This window comes from Afipia felis ATCC 53690 (assembly GCF_000314735.2).
Lineage (GTDB): Bacteria > Pseudomonadota > Alphaproteobacteria > Rhizobiales > Xanthobacteraceae > Afipia > Afipia felis.
Genome location: NZ_KB375270.1, coordinates 3,254,711 through 3,270,596, shown reverse-complemented (window position 1 = coordinate 3,270,596; position 15,886 = coordinate 3,254,711). Strand labels below are relative to the sequence as shown.

General features: G+C 62.8%; 17 protein-coding genes. 9 read left to right on the top strand and 8 right to left on the bottom strand.

Translation table 11 applies throughout. The annotated features are described in order from the left end of the window. The first annotated feature begins 90 nt into the window (after positions 1-90). From gloB to HMPREF9697_RS21565, 4 genes are read left to right on the top strand one after another with little or no spacing between them, the layout of a single operon-like run. A complete protein-coding gene (gene gloB, locus HMPREF9697_RS15620; protein ID WP_002718207.1) occupies positions 91-858 on the top strand; it encodes a hydroxyacylglutathione hydrolase in 768 nt (255 codons plus the stop codon). After that, entirely contained in the window at positions 858-1,295 is a 438-nt protein-coding gene (locus HMPREF9697_RS15615; RefSeq protein ID WP_002718206.1) for a cupin domain-containing protein, read from the top strand. The genes gloB and HMPREF9697_RS15615 overlap by 1 nt, the downstream gene beginning before the upstream one ends. A gap of 24 nt (positions 1,296-1,319) precedes the next feature. Next, complete coding sequence (locus HMPREF9697_RS15610; RefSeq protein WP_002718205.1) at positions 1,320-2,384, top strand: amidase; 1,065 nt, start codon at positions 1,320-1,322, stop codon at positions 2,382-2,384. Further along, a complete protein-coding gene (locus HMPREF9697_RS21565) occupies positions 2,363-2,824 on the top strand; it encodes an amidase (protein WP_244597795.1) in 462 nt (153 codons plus the stop codon). The genes HMPREF9697_RS15610 and HMPREF9697_RS21565 overlap by 22 nt, the downstream gene beginning before the upstream one ends. Positions 2,825-2,831: 7 nt before the next feature. Here HMPREF9697_RS21565 and yddG read toward each other — a convergent pair whose 3' ends face one another. The 3 genes from yddG to HMPREF9697_RS15595 form a co-directional block, all read right to left on the bottom strand. Beyond that, entirely contained in the window at positions 2,832-3,704 is an 873-nt protein-coding gene (yddG, locus tag HMPREF9697_RS15605; RefSeq protein ID WP_002718203.1) for an aromatic amino acid exporter YddG, read from the bottom strand. A 59-nt stretch (positions 3,705-3,763) separates the two neighbouring features. Next, on the bottom strand, positions 3,764-4,489 hold the full coding sequence (phbB, locus tag HMPREF9697_RS15600; RefSeq protein WP_002718202.1) for an acetoacetyl-CoA reductase: 726 nt from the start codon (positions 4,487-4,489) through the stop codon (positions 3,764-3,766). 155 nt (positions 4,490-4,644) lie between these two features. Next, positions 4,645-5,823 carry an acetyl-CoA C-acetyltransferase gene (locus tag HMPREF9697_RS15595; protein ID WP_002718201.1) on the bottom strand — a complete coding sequence of 393 codons (1,179 nt, stop codon included), beginning with the start codon at positions 5,821-5,823 and terminating at the stop codon, positions 4,645-4,647. Positions 5,824-6,087: 264 nt separating this feature from the next. Between HMPREF9697_RS15595 and phaR the strand changes: the two genes are divergently transcribed. After that, complete coding sequence (gene phaR, locus HMPREF9697_RS15590) at positions 6,088-6,690, top strand: polyhydroxyalkanoate synthesis repressor PhaR (RefSeq protein ID WP_002718200.1); 603 nt, start codon at positions 6,088-6,090, stop codon at positions 6,688-6,690. Positions 6,691-6,756: 66 nt separating this feature from the next. Here the strand turns inward: phaR and HMPREF9697_RS15585 are convergent, their stop codons facing one another. Further along, entirely contained in the window at positions 6,757-8,487 is a 1,731-nt protein-coding gene (locus HMPREF9697_RS15585; RefSeq protein ID WP_244597979.1) for a putative bifunctional diguanylate cyclase/phosphodiesterase, read from the bottom strand. A 254-nt stretch (positions 8,488-8,741) separates the two neighbouring features. Here HMPREF9697_RS15585 and HMPREF9697_RS15580 point away from each other — a divergent pair, with 254 nt between their 5' ends. Continuing rightward, the gene (locus HMPREF9697_RS15580) at positions 8,742-9,059 is read left to right on the top strand and encodes a hypothetical protein (RefSeq protein ID WP_002718198.1); all 318 of its coding nucleotides are present in this window, start codon (positions 8,742-8,744) and stop codon (positions 9,057-9,059) included. Between the two features lie 10 nt (positions 9,060-9,069). Here the strand turns inward: HMPREF9697_RS15580 and HMPREF9697_RS15575 are convergent, their stop codons facing one another. From HMPREF9697_RS15575 to mtgA, 3 genes are all read right to left on the bottom strand, one after another. Further along, positions 9,070-9,807, bottom strand: coding sequence for a hypothetical protein (locus HMPREF9697_RS15575; protein WP_002718197.1), 738 nt, complete (start codon positions 9,805-9,807; stop codon positions 9,070-9,072). 111 nt (positions 9,808-9,918) lie between these two features. Then, positions 9,919-10,104, bottom strand: a complete 186-nt coding sequence (gene rpmF / locus HMPREF9697_RS15570; RefSeq protein ID WP_002718196.1) for a 50S ribosomal protein L32 — start codon at positions 10,102-10,104, stop codon at positions 9,919-9,921. A gap of 132 nt (positions 10,105-10,236) precedes the next feature. Beyond that, a complete protein-coding gene (mtgA, locus tag HMPREF9697_RS15565; protein ID WP_002718195.1) occupies positions 10,237-10,908 on the bottom strand; it encodes a monofunctional biosynthetic peptidoglycan transglycosylase in 672 nt (223 codons plus the stop codon). 156 nt (positions 10,909-11,064) lie between these two features. Here mtgA and HMPREF9697_RS15560 point away from each other — a divergent pair, with 156 nt between their 5' ends. From HMPREF9697_RS15560 to HMPREF9697_RS15550, 3 genes are read left to right on the top strand one after another with little or no spacing between them, the layout of a single operon-like run. After that, on the top strand, positions 11,065-12,003 hold the full coding sequence (locus HMPREF9697_RS15560; protein ID WP_040308309.1) for a polyprenyl synthetase family protein: 939 nt from the start codon (positions 11,065-11,067) through the stop codon (positions 12,001-12,003). Between the two features lie 7 nt (positions 12,004-12,010). Beyond that, entirely contained in the window at positions 12,011-12,727 is a 717-nt protein-coding gene (locus tag HMPREF9697_RS15555) for a DUF1345 domain-containing protein (protein ID WP_002718193.1), read from the top strand. An 8-nt stretch (positions 12,728-12,735) separates the two neighbouring features. After that, a complete protein-coding gene (locus HMPREF9697_RS15550; RefSeq protein ID WP_002718192.1) occupies positions 12,736-14,343 on the top strand; it encodes a Na+/H+ antiporter in 1,608 nt (535 codons plus the stop codon). Between the two features lie 72 nt (positions 14,344-14,415). On the opposite strand, the gene ispG is transcribed toward HMPREF9697_RS15550, so the two are convergent. Then, complete coding sequence (gene ispG, locus HMPREF9697_RS15545) at positions 14,416-15,708, bottom strand: flavodoxin-dependent (E)-4-hydroxy-3-methylbut-2-enyl-diphosphate synthase (protein WP_002718191.1); 1,293 nt, start codon at positions 15,706-15,708, stop codon at positions 14,416-14,418. Positions 15,709-15,886 lie beyond the last annotated feature (178 nt).

Sequence of the window (15,886 nt, the reverse complement as noted above, 5' to 3'; positions counted from 1 at the left end):
CCGCGCTTGCATAAGTCTGCTGCGAATGCGGGTTAACCCCTTCCCTGCGACATGCTAAACACCGCCATTCTCGAAAAGCCCGGAGTGATCATGGCTGCTGAAATTCGCGTCTTTCCCTGCCTGAGCGACAATATCGGCTATCTCATTCACGATCCCTCGACCAAGGCGACCGCCGCTATCGACGCTCCGGACGCCAAGCCGATCATCGCCGCGCTGGAGCGCGAGGGCTGGACGCTCACGGACCTCCTCATCACCCATCACCACGCCGATCACACCGACGGCATCGCGGAGCTGAAGGCCAAGTACAAATGCCGCGTCGTCGGCCCTTATGAGAAAGGCGTGCATATCGACGGGCTCGACGTTCACGTCAGGGAAGGCGACACCGTGAAGGTTGGCAATCTGACCGCGCGCGTGTTCGAGACTCCCGGCCACACGCTCGACCACATCAGCTACATGTTCGACGCCGACCATGCACTGTTCTGCGCCGACGTGATTTTCTCGATCGGCTGCGGTCGCGTCATCGAAGGCACCTATCCGATGATGTGGGACTCGCTGTTGAAGCTACGCGCGCTGCCGAACGACACCCGCGTCTATTGTGGCCACGAATACACCGCCTCCAACATCAAATTCGCGCTCGGCATCGAGCCTAACAATCCGGCGCTGAAGAAGCGCGCGGAGGACGTGACGAAGCTACGCGCCGAGGGCAAGCTCACCATTCCCTCGCTGATGCGAGACGAGAAGGAAGCCAATGTGTTTCTACGCGCCGACGTGCCTGCCGTCGCCGCCGCCCTCAACAAGAGCGGCAAGACACCGGCGGACGTGTTCGGAGAAATCCGCGAGCGGAAGAACCGCGCCTGATGGGCAACGAGCGGCTCACGGCGGCGGAGGTGATTGTCCGCCTCGGTCTGGCCCCGCATCCCGAAGGCGGCCATTTCCGCGAGACCTTTCGCGACACACAAACCGATGACGACGGCCGCGCACGCTCGACAGCGATCTATTTCCTGCTCGCGGCGAACGAGCGTTCGCACTGGCATCGTGTCGATGCGGTCGAGACCTGGCACTATTACGCGGGCGATCCACTGATCCTGAGCATCGTCGAGGACGGTGCACGACGCGACATCACGCTCGGCGGCGAGCTCGCGGCAGGCGAAATTCCCCAGGCGATCGTGCCGCCGCACGCCTGGCAGGCAGCACAATGCCTCGGCGCGTGGACACTGGTCGGCTGCACCGTCGCGCCGGGCTTCGAATTTTCAGGCTTCGAGCTTGCACCACCGGACTTCGATCCGGCACACTAGCCGCTCATGCCTTCCGAGGGCACCATGCCATCGCATCCTGCTGTACCGTGCGCCATCGACGAAGCCTCGATCGCGTCATTGCACGAAGCAATCCTGAGCGGACGAACGACATGCATCGCCATCGTCGATGCCTATCTCGCCCGCATCGCGGCGTATGACAGAAACGGTCCCGCGCTCGCCACCATTCTCGCGGTCAACCCGCAAGCGCGCGAAATCGCGGCACGTCTCGACGCGCAATTCGCAAAAACCGGCGAGCTAACGGGGCCGCTGCACGGCATTCCAGTTGCAGTGAAGGACAACTACAATACCACCGACATGCCGACGAGCGGCGGCAATGTGTTGTTCAAGGACGTGGTGCCGCCAATCGAGAGCACGGTAACGCGCAAACTGCGCGAAGCTGGCGCGATCATCCTCGCCAAGACCAACATGCACGAATGGGCGCTAGCTGGTATCACCATCTCCTCGCTCGGCGGCCAGACCAAAAATCCTTACGATCTCACCCGCACGCCCGGCGGTTCCAGCGGTGGCACCGGCGCTGCGGTGGCGGCGAATTTCGCGACCGTTGGGCTCGCGACCGACACGATGAACTCGATCCGCTCGCCCGCTTCCGCCAACAGCCTCGTCGGCTTCCGTTCGACCAGGGGCCTCGTCAGCCGGGCCGGCGTGATCCCGGTGTCGCACACGCAGGATGTCGCCGGCACGATTACACGTTCCGTAGAAGATGCCGCGATTATGCTCGACGTGATGGCGGGTTTCGATCCCGACGATCCTGTTACCGCGCGCAGTATCAATCACATCCCGCACAGCTTCACCGACCATCTTGATGCCGACGGCCTGCGCGGCGTACGGATTGGCGTGCTCACGAACTTCTTCGGCAAGGAGGAGATCCACGCCGAGGTCAACGCCGTGATGGCTGGCGCGCGCGATACGTTTCGCCGTGCAGGCGCGAGCATCATCGAAATCGACGACCCTGCGCTCGATTCCGACGCGATCCTGCGCGACTGTGGAAATGGGAATTCAAGGAGCTATTCAACGGCTATCTCAAATCGCTCGGCAGCGGCGCGCCCGTGGCTAGCTTGCGTGAATTGATCGCCTCCGGCCACTACCACAAGCCGCTGGAAGATTTTCTCGCGGCTGCCGATGCGGTTGAGACGCCGGAGAACGAGCCAGAATATCTGGCGCGCCTTGCGCGGATCGAGCAGTTGCGCGAGCGTGTGCTGCTTCTGATGACCACGCACAACCTCGATGCGATGGCCTATCCGCTGCAAAAGCGCCTCGTTCACAAGATCGGCGATCCGCACCAGAGCGAGCGGACCGGCATCCTCGCAGGTGTGACGGGTTTTCCGGCGGTGACGGTGCCTGCGGGTTTCTCTGCCTCCGATACTGATGCGCCGCTCGGCGTTCCGGTCGGGCTTGATATCCTGGCGCGCCCGTTCGACGACGCGCGGCTGATCCGCATCGCCTATGCGTTCGAGCAGGCGACAAAAGTCAGGAAGCCGCCATCGAGCACGCCTCCTTTCAGATCGTGAGCTCAACTCAGCGCTTCGCGCGAAACGCATCCTTCGCCGCGAGCAGTCCGCCACCCGCGATCAGCAGTGCCGCGAGCCAGAGCGAGGATGTCGGCTTCGCATAGCCCATGACGATCAGAAGCAGCGTGGACAAAAGCGGCGTCGCGTAGGACGCGGCGCCCAGCAGCCGGATGTCGCCGCGTTTCATGCCAATGTCCCAAGCATAGAAGGCGAGTCCTACCGGCCCGAGACCGAGCGCAATCACGGCGAACCACTGCACGGCCGTCTGCGGCATCACTGTGGACTCAAGGACGAGGTGCACCAGCGTAGCCAGTACGGCGGTCGCGATACAGAAGCCTGTCACCACATCGGTCGGCACCGTGCCGAATTTGCGCGACAGCACCGAATAGCTCGCCCAGACAAACGCGGCGCAAAGGGCTGCGATAAATCCCGGCGCGTAGCGCCCCTGAAATGCGCCCGACAGATCGCCGCCGAACAGCATCACAACGCCCGCGAAGCCGAGCAGCGCGCCGATAACATGATGCACAGCCAACCGCTCTCCCGGTAGCCATGCCGACATCAGCACGATCAGAAGCGGCCAGAGATAATTCAGCAATCCCGCTTCCGCCGCGGGCGCAAAGCGCAGCGCCAGAAAATACAGCGCGTGATAGCCGAACAGCCCGGCGACGCCGACGAGCCACACCACCGGGCGCTGCCGCAAGGCAGTCATCGCGGTTGGACGGAACAACCATCCCGCCATGCCCGCGAGCGCGCCGATGGCGAACGTCATCGCCAGCAACTGAAATGCGGGTATCGACCCCGTCGCGACCGTCAACGCGGCAAGCGAAGACCACAGCAGCAGCGCCACAAGGCCGATCAAGGTCGCGGTGGAAGAACGCATGGTTCACACAGGCGGCATCGCCGCAGTTCAATCAGCGATGCCGCCGTGAGGCGTCGTCATTATGCGAGATACTGCCCGCCGTTCACCGTCAAAGTCGAGCCGGTGATGAAGCCGGCATCTTCGGCCGCGAGAAACACGACCGCGCGTGCGATCTCTTCAGGCTCGCCGAGCCGGTTGGCGGGGATCAACGGCAGAATCTTCTGATCCAGCACATCCTTCGGCACCGCCTGCACCATCTCGGTGTTGATGTAGCCGGGGCAGATCGCGTTCACGGTGATGCCGCCGCGCGCGGTCTCGAGCGCGAGCGCCTTGGTGAAGCCGATGTCGCCTGCCTTCGAGGCTGAATAGTTGACTTGGCCGAACTGTCCCTTTTGACCATTGATGGAGGAGATGTTGATGATGCGGCCGAATTTGCGCGAACGCATGCCCTCGATTACCTGCCGCGACATGTTGAACAGCGAGCCGAGGTTGGTGTTGATGACGGCATTCCACTGATCCAGCGTCATCTTGTGGAACGGCACGTCGCGCGTGATGCCGGCATTGTTCACGAGCACATCGACCGGCCCGACTTCGGCTTCGACTTTCTTGACGCCCTCGGCACAGGCCTCGAACGAGGCGACATCCCATTTGTAAACCGCGATGTCGGTCTCGGCCTTGAACTTGGCGGCAGCCTCGTCATTTCCGGCATAGCTCGCCGCAACATTGTAGCCCGCGCCCTTCAGCGCCTTGCTGATGGCCGCTCCAATGCCACGGGTACCGCCCGTCACCAATGCCGTGCGTGTCATGACGTCTCCTCCTCAGTAATAAGTCATTGCACTATTCGACCATCACGACAGTTTCACGATCAAACGTCAAACCAAAAAAGAATGCCCGGTCGTTCGACCGGGCATTCTTCGTATCAATCATCGCGCGTCTTTGCTGACCCGCTTTGTATACCAGATCAATCGCGCTCTACGCACATCGCGATGCCCATGCCGCCGCCGATACACAGCGTCGCGAGGCCCTTCTTGGCATCACGCTTCTGCATCTCGAACAACAGCGTGGTCAGCACGCGCGCCCCCGATGCGCCGACCGGGTGGCCGATGGCGATGGCGCCGCCGTTGACGTTGACCTTCGTGGTATCCCAGCCGAGATCCTTGTTGACCGCGCAGGCCTGCGCGGCGAAGGCCTCGTTGGCCTCGATCAGGTCAAGATCCTCGGCCTTCCATCCGGCCTTCTCCAGCGCGCGGCGGGAAGCCGGGATCGGCCCCGTGCCCATAATCGCGGGATCGACGCCGGCCTGCGCCCAGGAGACGATGCGCGCCAGCGGCTTCTTGCCTTCCTTTGCCGCCCGCGAGGCCGTCATCAGCACGATGGCGGCGGCGCCGTCATTGATGCCGGACGCGTTGCCTGCGGTGACGGAGCCTTCCTTGTCGAAGGCGGGGCGCAGCTTCGCCATCGCCTCGATGGTCGCGCCGTGGCGCGGATACTCGTCGGTGTCGACAGTGATGTCGCCCTTGCGCGACTTGACGATGAAAGGAACGATCTCGTCCTTGAACCGGCCGGCCTTCTGCGCGGCCTCGGCCTTCTGCTGAGAGGAGACGGCGAACTCGTCCTGCTGCTGGCGCGTGATCTGATACTGCTTGGCAACGTTCTCGGCCGTGTTGCCCATGTGGTAGCCGTTGAAGGCGTCCCACAGGCCATCCTTGATCATCGTGTCCACGAGCTCGGTGTTGCCCATCTTGATGCCGCCGCGCAGATATTGCGCATGCGGCGCCATGCTCATGGATTCCTGGCCGCCAGCCACGACGATTTCGGAATCGCCATTCATCAGCGCCTGATAGCCAAGCGCGACCGCCCGCAGGCCCGAACCGCAAAGCTGGTTAATGCCCCAGGCAGGACTTCCCACCGGGATTCCCGCCCTGATCGACGCCTGACGCGCCGGATTCTGGCCCTGCCCCGCCGTGAGAATCTGGCCCATGATGACTTCCGAAACCTGCGAGGGATCGACGCCAGCGCGATCGAGAGCTCCCTTGATCGCAACCGCGCCCAGCTCATGCGCTGGCACAGTAGCGAAAGCACCGTTGAACGAGCCGACCGGAGTGCGGGCGGCGCTGACGATGACGACATCGTCTGACATGGGATATCTCCTTGACATTAGAAGCGCGAGGCTTGGGTTGCGCCGGCGTGGGCCACGCCGGGACGCATTAGCTTAATCTTTTCCGGCCAAACGACCAGCCACCACCTCTCTACTTTCGTCGAGAATAAGGGTTTGCGACCCACCCCGACCGTTAACCTGGCATCCACAAAACGGTAGCCGAGCCCGGCCGAACGTGCTTACTTTCCGCATCGCACTGTTTGCTCTGCGAAAGTTCCTGTCTTCCATTCTGCAGCGTGTGAGTTCATGGCGAAATCCGACCAACCCATTACAATCAAAAAATACGCCAACCGGCGCCTCTACAATACCGGTACCAGCACCTATGTGACGCTCGAAGATCTCGCGAGCATGGTCAAAGAGGGCGAGGATTTTCTCGTCTACGATGCCAAGACCGGTGACGATATCACCCGTTCGGTCCTGGCCCAGATAATTTTCGAACAGGAAAACAAGGCAGGGCAGAATTTGCTGCCGACCACCTTCCTGCGCCAGTTGATCCGCTTCTACGGCGACAGCATGCAAATGGTGGTGCCGAAATATCTGGAGCAGTCGATCGACACGCTGACCCGCGAGCAAGAAAAATTCCGCAAGCAGATGACCAATACCTTCAGTGGCACGCCGTTCGCGCCGCTTGAAGAACACGTCCGCCGCAACATGGAAATGTTCGAGCGGACCTTCGCGATGTTCAAACCGTTCGCCGCTCCCGCCCGCAACGGCGCGGAGACGCAGACTCCTTCATCGAACGAAGAGCCAGCCGATCACGGCGACATCGACGAACTGAAGCGCCAGATGAAGGAAATGCAGGAGCGGCTGGAACGGATGTCGAAGCCGTCCGGCGACCACAACACCTGAGATTTCAAAAATTCCATCAAATGGCCGGGCCTGTCCCGGCCATTTGTTTTTTGGCGCCCCGCGAAATTATCTCGCGATCATCTGCCCGCTGGGCGAGGAATGCCTCGCGCCCGTTCCCCACGGACGCTGCATCGAGGCGAGCCCGGTCAGCCGGCCCTGAATGTAATCGCAGCCCCAGTCCTGCAGCAGTTTCGCTGCCGCCTCGTCCTGCACCCATTCGGCGACGGTCTTGAGGCCGAGCCGATGCCCCAGATCGATCATGGTGTGCACGAAGGCACGATCGTCCATCGAGCGCGCGACGTTCTGCACGAAGGCACCGTCGATTTTCACGATGTCGACGCCTAGCTTGCGTAGATTGCGAAACGAGGTGTAGCCCGCGCCGAAATCGTCGATCGCGATGCGGCTGCCGAAATCCTTCAACCGGGTCACGAAGCCGCGCACGTCGTCGATATCCTGGATCGCCACCGTCTCGGTGATCTCCACGATCATTCGCTCGGCCACGCCCGGATAGGTACGGAAGAGCGACTCGATGCTCGACCACCAGTTCGGGTCCATCGTGGTGTCGGGCGAAATGTTAAGGCTGAGTGACACGTCCGGCGTCCGTGCAAGCTCGTCGACGACCAGTTCGAGCACACGATGATCGACCAGGCGAATGAGGCCGAGCCGCTCGGCCACAGGCACGATGTCGGGAGCCAACGAAAATTCGTCCTCGCCGTGCTGCATTCGCACCAGACATTCATAGAAGGCCGGCTTCCGCGATAAGGTCTCGACCACTGGCTCGAACGCCATGACGATGCGCTGCTCGTTCAGCGCGGTCACGATCTCGTCGGTGACGCGGATATTGGCGCGGCGCTGCGCATCGCGCTCGATATTCGGGTGCCATGCATGGAATGAGCCGCGGCGGCGTGCCTTCGCCGTCTCCAGCGCTTCCTGCGTCCGGCACATCGCCTCCTCGGCGGTGCGCGCATAGCGCGGCGCATTGACCGCGCCAATCGAGGCCGTTAGCGACACCGGCCCGGAGGTCGTCGGCACGATCTCGTCGCGGATACCGGCGAGAAAACGCGCGGCCGCAACCTGCATGTCATCGGCAGTGCAATTCTTCAAAATCAGCCCGAACTTGTTGCCGGAAAACCGGCCCAGCACGTCGCCGCCGCGCAGCCTTGAGCGAATCCGCTGCGAGACTTCGCAGATCACCTCGTCGGCGACATCGAAGCCGAACGCCTCGTTGAGACGCGCCAGATGATCGATGCCGATCAGCATGAAGGCGAAGGACGAGCGGAAGCGCGCAGCCTCCTCCATCGCCTCCGCGAGCGCGGCGACGAGCTGGGTGCGGTTGAGATCGCCCGTCAGCGGATCGTGCTGCGAGAGCTTGCGCAACTGCTCCTCATGCGCGTGACGCTCGTTGTTGATACGCAGGATGCCCCGCACATGGGCCGGCCTGTCATCGGCGCCCGCGAACCAGCGGCCGGTCTCCTCAACCCAGACGACAGGCGCCGACATTCGCGCGCGCAGCCCGTATTCGATCTGGTAGGGAACGCCTTGGCCCGCGTCCTGACCCGAGCCGTTCATTACCGCCTCGCGGCGGACATGCGGATTGGGTTCGATCAGTTTGGCGAACTCCGCGCCCGATCCCATCGCCTCCGGCGGGACACCGGCCAGCACGGCATCAATATTGGCGCTCCACGACAGCGCGTCGCCGGCGATGTCCCAGGTAAAAGCAGCCTGTCCCAGGCACGCCAGAACCGTGTCCACCGACGATTCCTCGATGTGGCCGGCGGTAGCGCCTGGTATGGACAACGCGGAAGACGGTTGGATTGCGGACACGGTGCCTCGATCCGGGACAGATTCGAATCATTCGCTCGGAAGCATAAAGCCTTCGTGGACTCCGAGCCTAGGTGTAGCCCCTTAAACAATCCAAAAAAGCGCGGGCTCAGAGCATTCCGCAGAAGGGTAAGAACCTGCTGCCTCTGTCAGGCATAGTCCTTGCGACACCTCCATCGAAGCGGCACCGGCGTCCCATCCCGGGACAAACGCCGCAACGGATGGCGGCGATGGTAGCGGCAAATTCACCACGACAGGATGTAGCAGCGACGCCCAGCTCCGGCGCGGAGCCCGTCGCCGATATGCCGCCGGCATCGACGGCTCTCGTTCCGATCGCCCCGGTCCTGCAGGCGAGTGCACCGCGCGGCGCAAGGGTGCGCCCCGATTCCACTTTCGTGATGCATCTGATTGCAACCGCGACCCACGCGCCACAGACCCGCAAGCTGCGGCAGGCGAGCGCGAGCGACGGCGTGGCGCGTTATACTGCTGCGCGCGTCGCCGTCCGGCCGCGCACGTCCGACGGATCGCGATTCAAGGATATCGTCTGATTTTTTGGAATCAGTCCCGGCGCGGCACGATCGGCGGATAATCCGGTTTATCCGCCTTCTGCCCGTCAGGGTCGCGCACGGGATCGGATGCGCTCCATTCCGACGTGCTCTTGTGCGCAGGCTCCACCTTTATCACATCGCCAACGTCACCGGGCTTCGCCGTATCCGGCTGCGCTTGCGGCGGGTTGTCGATCTCCGGCGTAATGACTTCCATCTGCGGATGGGACGATGGCGGCTGTTTCGGTGCGAGCGACGATGGTTCGGTGCGGACCGGCTCGGGGGCTGCAGGCGGCGGCGCGACAGGAACGGGAGCGGGAGCAGCAACCGGTGCCGGTGTGGCGACAGGCTCGGCTCGCAGCATCGCACGGCGCGCACGGCGGTGACGCAACGCAAGCGTCAGCCCGCCCAAGAAATCCACGAAAGCAAGCAGAACCAGCAGGAAAAAGGCCGAGGTGCCGAACGGCGCGAGCCACAGGAATTCCGCGCCCGCGCCGCCAAGCACGAGCAGCGACAGGATGTGATCCATCGCGTATTTCGAACCGGGCTTTGATGCGCGGGCGAATTCGAACAGCAGCAGGAGAATGCCGAGCGTCAGAATAAGATCGTTGAAGCTGACGCCCCATTCCACGCCAGACATCAACGGCAGCGTGAACAGCGGCGTGGTCAAAGCCGCGCCGGGCATCAGAAATACGACGATGTTGTAGATCGCGATCGGAATGAGCAGCAGCGGGAAACCGATTGTAGGCATCGGCGAAGCCTTCTATGGCGCAAGCTGCTGAAACGATACTCCGAAACTGCCGTGCCTCAAATCCGGCGGCAGAACAGTCGCGGCGGCTTGCGCCGCGACTGGAGAAATCGCTTAGTCTTCCTTCTTCACCTTCAGAACCTGACGGCCTTTGTACATGCCAGTCTTCAGGTCGAGGTGGTGCGGACGGCGCAATTCGCCCGAGTCCTTGTCTTCGACATAGGTCGGCTTCTTGAGCGCATCGGCCGAGCGGCGCATGCCGCGGCGGGATGGCGAAGTTTTTCTGCGGGGAACGGCCATTGGATCGTCGTCCTTCAAGCGAAAGCAACCCGCCCTCGGGAGCTTTCTGGAGAATTTCGGTTGAGGCCGCGCTTATAGAGGATGAAGGCGGCCGACGCTAGGGCTGGAATGGCTGAAAATGCTTCAAAATCTTCAATTCCTGGTCCAGCAGGGCGAAATCGCTGCTGAACGAGCCCGCGCTGTGTAGGTCCCGGCCAGACGGCGGATATGGGCGCTGGGTGCCCGCGCACTCCGGGTCACCGGATTGGGCAGGATCGCGGCCAAAAGCGCCGCCTGATGGGGTGAAATAGCCGAAACGCCCCGGCCGAAGGCATAGCGGGCGCCCTCCTCGGCTCCGAACTGGCCGGTCGGTCCGAACTCGGCAACATTCAGATAAATCTCGAGAATTCTCTTTTTGGAGAGCACGAGGTCGATCCAGAGCGCCAGCGGGAACTCCAGCCCCTTGCGGATGTAGCTGCGTCCCGGCCACAGGAACAGGTTTTTCGCCACCTGCTGGGTGATGGTGGAACCGCCCCGGGTCACCTCGCCGTCCTCGGCATCCTCCAGCACGTCGCTCAGAGAATCCCAGTCCACGCCGTGATGGGTGCAGAACCGCGCATCCTCCGATGCCACCACCGAGCGCGGCATCGCGGGCGACATCGCTCCGATATCGACCCAGGTCCGCGAAACGGGCGCACCGGTCAGAAAGCGCCCCACCATCAGCAGCGAGACTGGATGGCCTGCGGAATAAAATGGCACCAGCAGATAGGGCAGCAAAAGCAAAGCCGCTATGGCGAGCAGGATCGCGCGGATCGGGTGTTTCATGGGCTAAGGGTCCGCAGACCGCGGGCACGTGAGCAATCCATGCCCCTCCCATAGCAGAAGCAGCGAGGGGGGCCGAATCCGGCATTTCCATCGCTTGGCAGAATTGACGGGAGCGCGTCCATGAAGGCATGGTCCGGCCAAATTTCGGAGTTTTCGATGACCAGCGCCTCTGCCACCACCGCCACCGCCCAGGACTTCAACAAGCTGCTCGATACGACCGCGGCCGAGACCGAGACGCTGCTCGACCAGCTGCTGTCGGAGCGTCCCGAGCAGGGCGAAATCCTCCGCCCGAAGCGGCTGATCGAGGCGATGCGCTACTCCAGCCTGAACGGCGGCAAGCGGCTGCGACCGTTCCTCGCGGTGGCGAGTGCTGCGATGTTCGACGTTCCTCGTGACGGCGCCTTGATGGCAGGCGCGGCGCTCGAATGCATCCACTGCTATTCGCTGATCCACGACGACCTGCCCTCGATGGACAATTCAGACCTGCGCCGCGGCCGCCCGACTTCGCACAAGAAATTCGACGAGGCGACTGCAATCCTCGCGGGCGACTCGCTGCTCACGCTCGCCTTCGACATCATCACCCGCGATGAAGTTCATCGCGACCCGACGGTGCGACTGCTGCTGACGCGGGCGCTGGCGCGCGCGGCCGGCATCGGCGGCATGGCCGGCGGTCAGATCATGGATCTCGCGGGCGAAGGCCGCTTCGGCGACAAGGAGCCGCCGGATGTCGCGAAGCTTCAGCAGATGAAGACCGGCGCGCTGCTCAAATATGGCTGCATCGCCGGTGCGCTGCTCGGCCAGGCCTCGAAGGAGCAATACGCCGCGCTCGACGCCTACGGTCACGCGTTCGGCGAAGCCTTCCAAATCGCCGACGACCTGCTCGATGTCGAAGGTGATGCGGCAGCCCTCGGCAAGCCCGCGGGGCAGGATGCGGCGCTGGGCAAGACCACCTTCGTCACCCAGCTCGGCATCGACGGCGCCAAGCGCCGTCTGCAGGATCTGTTGAAGCAGGCAGACGCGGCTCTCGCGCCGTTCGGGGCGAAGGGCGACGTACTGCGCGCAGCGGCGCGCTTCGTCGCGGAGCGGCAGAACTAAGGGCGGCATGGCGCAGAAGAAAACCGTTCCCCGCTCCCGAACGACTCCCCGCGACGACGATAGTCTCGCCCGCTTCCGGCGCATGCCGAAAATCCTGCGCATCATCTATGCGAGGCCGCGCTTCTTCATCGCGGTCGCGGTCGGCCTCGGCGCGCTGCTGCTTCTCCCGGCCTCGCTGCGCGTCACCACGCGGTTGCTGCTCGGCTGGGATATTTCGCTCGTGCTTTATCTGGTACTCGCCTACATCACGATCTTTCTCGGCGGGCATGCCGGCCTCCGGCGCGTCGCAGCGATGCAGGACGACGGGCGCTTTCTCATTCTCGCACTGACATTGATCGCGGCCTTCGCAAGCCTTGCCGCCATCGTGTTCGAGCTCGGCGCACCGCATTACGGGCCGATGCAACTGGCACTTGCGATCGTCACCATCCTGCTGTCATGGGCGGCGATCCACACTACGTTCGCGCTGCATTATGCCCACGAGTACTATCGCGGCGAGAGCGTCGGCGGCCTCGCATTTCCGGGCGAGGACTGCGACCCCGACTATTGGGATTTCGTCTACTTCTCCTTCGTGATCGGCATGACAGCACAGGTCTCCGATGTCGGCATCACCGACAGGGTGATCCGCCGCACTGCGACCGTGCATGGAATCACATCTTTTCTTTTCAACACCGCGCTGCTCGCTTTGATGGTCAACATCGCCGCGAGCGCCCTTTCATCAGGATAACGACCCGCGTGACCGAGGGCTTTCTCACTTTCCTTCTGGTGCTGAGCGTACTGGCCGCCTCCGCCACAGTGGCGCGGCGGCTGGAGCTTACGCCCGCGATCGTGTTTTTGATCGTCGGTGTCGTGCTCGCTTTCGTGCCGGGCTTCCCGCCGATCGAGATGAAGCCGGAAGGCGTGCTGCTTCTGGTGCTGCCGCCACTGATCTATTCGGCGGGCGTGTCGATGAGCTGGCGCGAGTTCAAATGGAATCTGCAGCCGATCACCATGCTCGCCATCGGCTGCGTGATCTTCACGACCTGCGCGGTGGCGGTCGCCGTGCATTACACACTCGGCCTCTCCTGGAGTGTGGGATTTCTGCTCGGCGCCATCGTCTCGCCGCCCGACGTGGTCGCGCCGCTTGCGATCGCGCGCAGGCTCGGCCTGCCTCATCGCATCCTCGTGGTGCTCGAAGGCGAGGGCCTCGCCAACGACGCAACCGCGCTCATTCTCTACCGCTTCGCCGTCATGGCCGTGACGACCGGCACGTTCTCTTTTTCGGCCGCCACCGGCACCTTCGCAGCCATCGTGATGTGCGAGATTCTGTTCGGAATTTTCGTCGGCTGGCTCAGCCTGCGATTGCGGCAATGGGCCCACGATCCGCGCGTCGAGATCACGCTGTCGCTGCTGACGCCTTATCTCGCATTCTGGGTGCCCGAACACGCGGGTGGCTCCGGCGTGCTTGCGACGGTTGCCGCCGGACTTTACGTGAGCTGGAATGGACCGCTTCGGATTCCCGCGGCGACGCGCCTGCAAGGCATCTTCTTCTGGGATTTCTCGACCTGGCTGATCGAGGGCGTGCTGTTCCTGATCGTCGGATTCCAGACGCGCGCGCTGGTCGAGACGTCGAAATCACTGCAGGTCGGCACGGTTCTCTCGGCCATCGCCATTACGACTGTCATTGTGATCCTCGCGCGTTTCCTCTGGGTGTTTCCCGGTGCGTATCTGCCGCGCCTTCTTAGCAAGCGTCTCCGCGCGCGCGAGGAGGCGCCGCCCTGGCGCGGCATCGCAGTCATCGGATTCACCGGCATCCGCGGCGTGGTATCGCTCGCCGTCGCGCTGGCGTTGCCGCTGACACTTGCCGACGGACGCCCCTTCCCGGATCGCGACCTGATCCTGCTTGTGTCGTTCGGCGTGATCTTCATCACCGTCGTCGGCATCGGCAGCACGCTGCCATTCGTCGTGCGCGCGCTCGGCGTCGCTCAGTACGGGCATTACGAGGCGAAGCACGAACGCGAGAAGGAGATCGCGGCCCGGCGCGAACTGGTCGCCGCCTCCCGCAAGGAACTGAACCGGCTCATCAAGGAATGCGAGCTGCCCGAAGGGCTCGCGCGATTCCTCGAAGCCCGCCATGAGACGCGGGTGCGTGCGCTGCCCGAGCCACCCGCCAAGGATGGCGAATTCACGCCCGCAACGCGGGGCGCCATCATGGTGCGCCAGATCATCTCCATCGAACGCAAGCTGCTGCACAAGCTGTTGCGCGACGGCAAGATCACCGACGAAACACGCCGGCGCATCGAGCGCGACCTCGACCTGGAAGAAGCCGTGGTCGACAACCGCGAGAAGAATTCGCCGGTTTAAATACGCAGCCAAAACGCAAATGGCCGGGCATTGCCCGGCCATTCAGATGCAAAATTGCAAAGGCAGCTAAAATTATTCTGCCGCAGTGACCTTGGCATTCGCGCCATAGCGCTGATCGATGTAGTCGATCACCAGCGCCTTGAAGTCGGCGGCAATGGTCGGACCGCGCAGGGTGCGGAACTTCTGACCGTCGACGAATACGGGAGCGGCCGGCGTCTCACCGGTGCCCGGCAGCGAAATGCCGATATTGGCGTGCTTGGATTCGCCGGGGCCGTTGACGATGCAGCCCATCACCGCGACGTTGAGTTGCTCGACACCCGGATAGCGCGTCTTCCAGTTCGGCATTTCATCGCGGATGAAGCTCTGAATGTCGCGCGCCAATTCCTGGAACACGGTCGAGGTGGTGCGGCCGCAACCGGGGCATGCCGCGACCAGCGGCACGAAGGTGCGGAAGCCCATCGTCTGCAGGATTTCCTGACCAACCTTCACTTCCAGCGTACGGTCGCCGCCGGGTTCAGGCGTCAGCGAGACGCGGATGGTGTCGCCGATGCCGTCCTGCAGGAGAATGCCAAGCGCTGCGGATGACGCCACGATGCCCTTCGAGCCCATACCCGCTTCGGTGAGGCCGAGATGGATCGCGTAATCCGAGCGTGAGGCCAGTTCGCGATACACCGCGATCAGATCCTGCACGTTCGAGACCTTCGCCGACAGGATCATCTTGTTCTTCGGCAGACCGATTTCTTCGGCACGCTTCGCCGACAGCAGCGCCGACTGCACCATGGCCTCGCGGGTCACCGCGCGGGCATCGATCGGGTTCGGCGACTTCGCGTTGTCTTCCATCAGGCGCGTCAGCAATTCCTGATCGAGCGAGCCCCAATTGGCACCGATGCGGATCGCCTTGTTGTTCTTGATGGCAATCTCGACGATGTCGGTGAACTGGCTGTCGCGTTTGTTCTTGAAGCCGACATTGCCGGGATTGATACGATATTTCGCGAGCGCAGCCGCACAGTCCGGATATTCAGCGAGCAGCTTGTGGCCGATATAATGGAAGTCGCCGATCAGCGGCACGTCCACGCCCATCTTGTCGAGCTTCTCGCGAATATGCGGCACGGCCGCCGCCGCTTCCTCGCGATCCACCGTGATGCGCACCATCTCCGAGCCCGCACGAGCGAGAGCAGCGACCTGTGTCACCGTGGATTCGACATCGGCGGTGTCGGTGTTGGTCATCGACTGCACCACGATGGGTGCGCCACCGCCGACCTTGACGTTGCCGACCGTGACCTGAACGGTCTGGTGGCGGCCCTTCGGTCCGGCTTGAATTTCCTTCACGTCCCGCGGGCGGGCTAGCAAATCGGCATCGGTCATGGCGTTGAAATATCAGCTTTGTGTGACAGCCGGCCATCCGCCGGCATAATGGAGACATCTACCAGAAAAGCCTGTTTAGCCTAAAGACCTTGGCGAACGCCAGCGAAGGCGGTTCGGGCTTTCTTCGATGCTTTATCGTAGATGGGCGTCAAAAATGGCTTTGCAAAGGAGCCTTTCG

Coding starts and splice junctions, on each gene's coding strand:
- gloB (WP_002718207.1), top strand. CDS start 91: ATGGCTGCTGAAATTCGCGTCTTTCCCTGCCTGAGCGACAATATCGGC.
- HMPREF9697_RS15615 (WP_002718206.1), top strand. CDS start 858: ATGGGCAACGAGCGGCTCACGGCGGCGGAGGTGATTGTCCGCCTCGGT.
- HMPREF9697_RS15610 (WP_002718205.1), top strand. CDS start 1,320: ATGCCATCGCATCCTGCTGTACCGTGCGCCATCGACGAAGCCTCGATC.
- yddG (WP_002718203.1), bottom strand. CDS start 3,704: ATGCGTTCTTCCACCGCGACCTTGATCGGCCTTGTGGCGCTGCTGCTG.
- phbB (WP_002718202.1), bottom strand. CDS start 4,489: ATGACACGCACGGCATTGGTGACGGGCGGTACCCGTGGCATTGGAGCG.
- HMPREF9697_RS15595 (WP_002718201.1), bottom strand. CDS start 5,823: ATGTCAGACGATGTCGTCATCGTCAGCGCCGCCCGCACTCCGGTCGGC.
- phaR (WP_002718200.1), top strand. CDS start 6,088: ATGGCGAAATCCGACCAACCCATTACAATCAAAAAATACGCCAACCGG.
- HMPREF9697_RS15580 (WP_002718198.1), top strand. CDS start 8,742: ATGGTAGCGGCAAATTCACCACGACAGGATGTAGCAGCGACGCCCAGC.
- HMPREF9697_RS15575 (WP_002718197.1), bottom strand. CDS start 9,807: ATGCCTACAATCGGTTTCCCGCTGCTGCTCATTCCGATCGCGATCTAC.
- rpmF (WP_002718196.1), bottom strand. CDS start 10,104: ATGGCCGTTCCCCGCAGAAAAACTTCGCCATCCCGCCGCGGCATGCGC.
- mtgA (WP_002718195.1), bottom strand. CDS start 10,908: ATGAAACACCCGATCCGCGCGATCCTGCTCGCCATAGCGGCTTTGCTT.
- HMPREF9697_RS15560 (WP_040308309.1), top strand. CDS start 11,065: ATGACCAGCGCCTCTGCCACCACCGCCACCGCCCAGGACTTCAACAAG.
- HMPREF9697_RS15555 (WP_002718193.1), top strand. CDS start 12,011: ATGGCGCAGAAGAAAACCGTTCCCCGCTCCCGAACGACTCCCCGCGAC.
- ispG (WP_002718191.1), bottom strand. CDS start 15,708: ATGACCGATGCCGATTTGCTAGCCCGCCCGCGGGACGTGAAGGAAATT.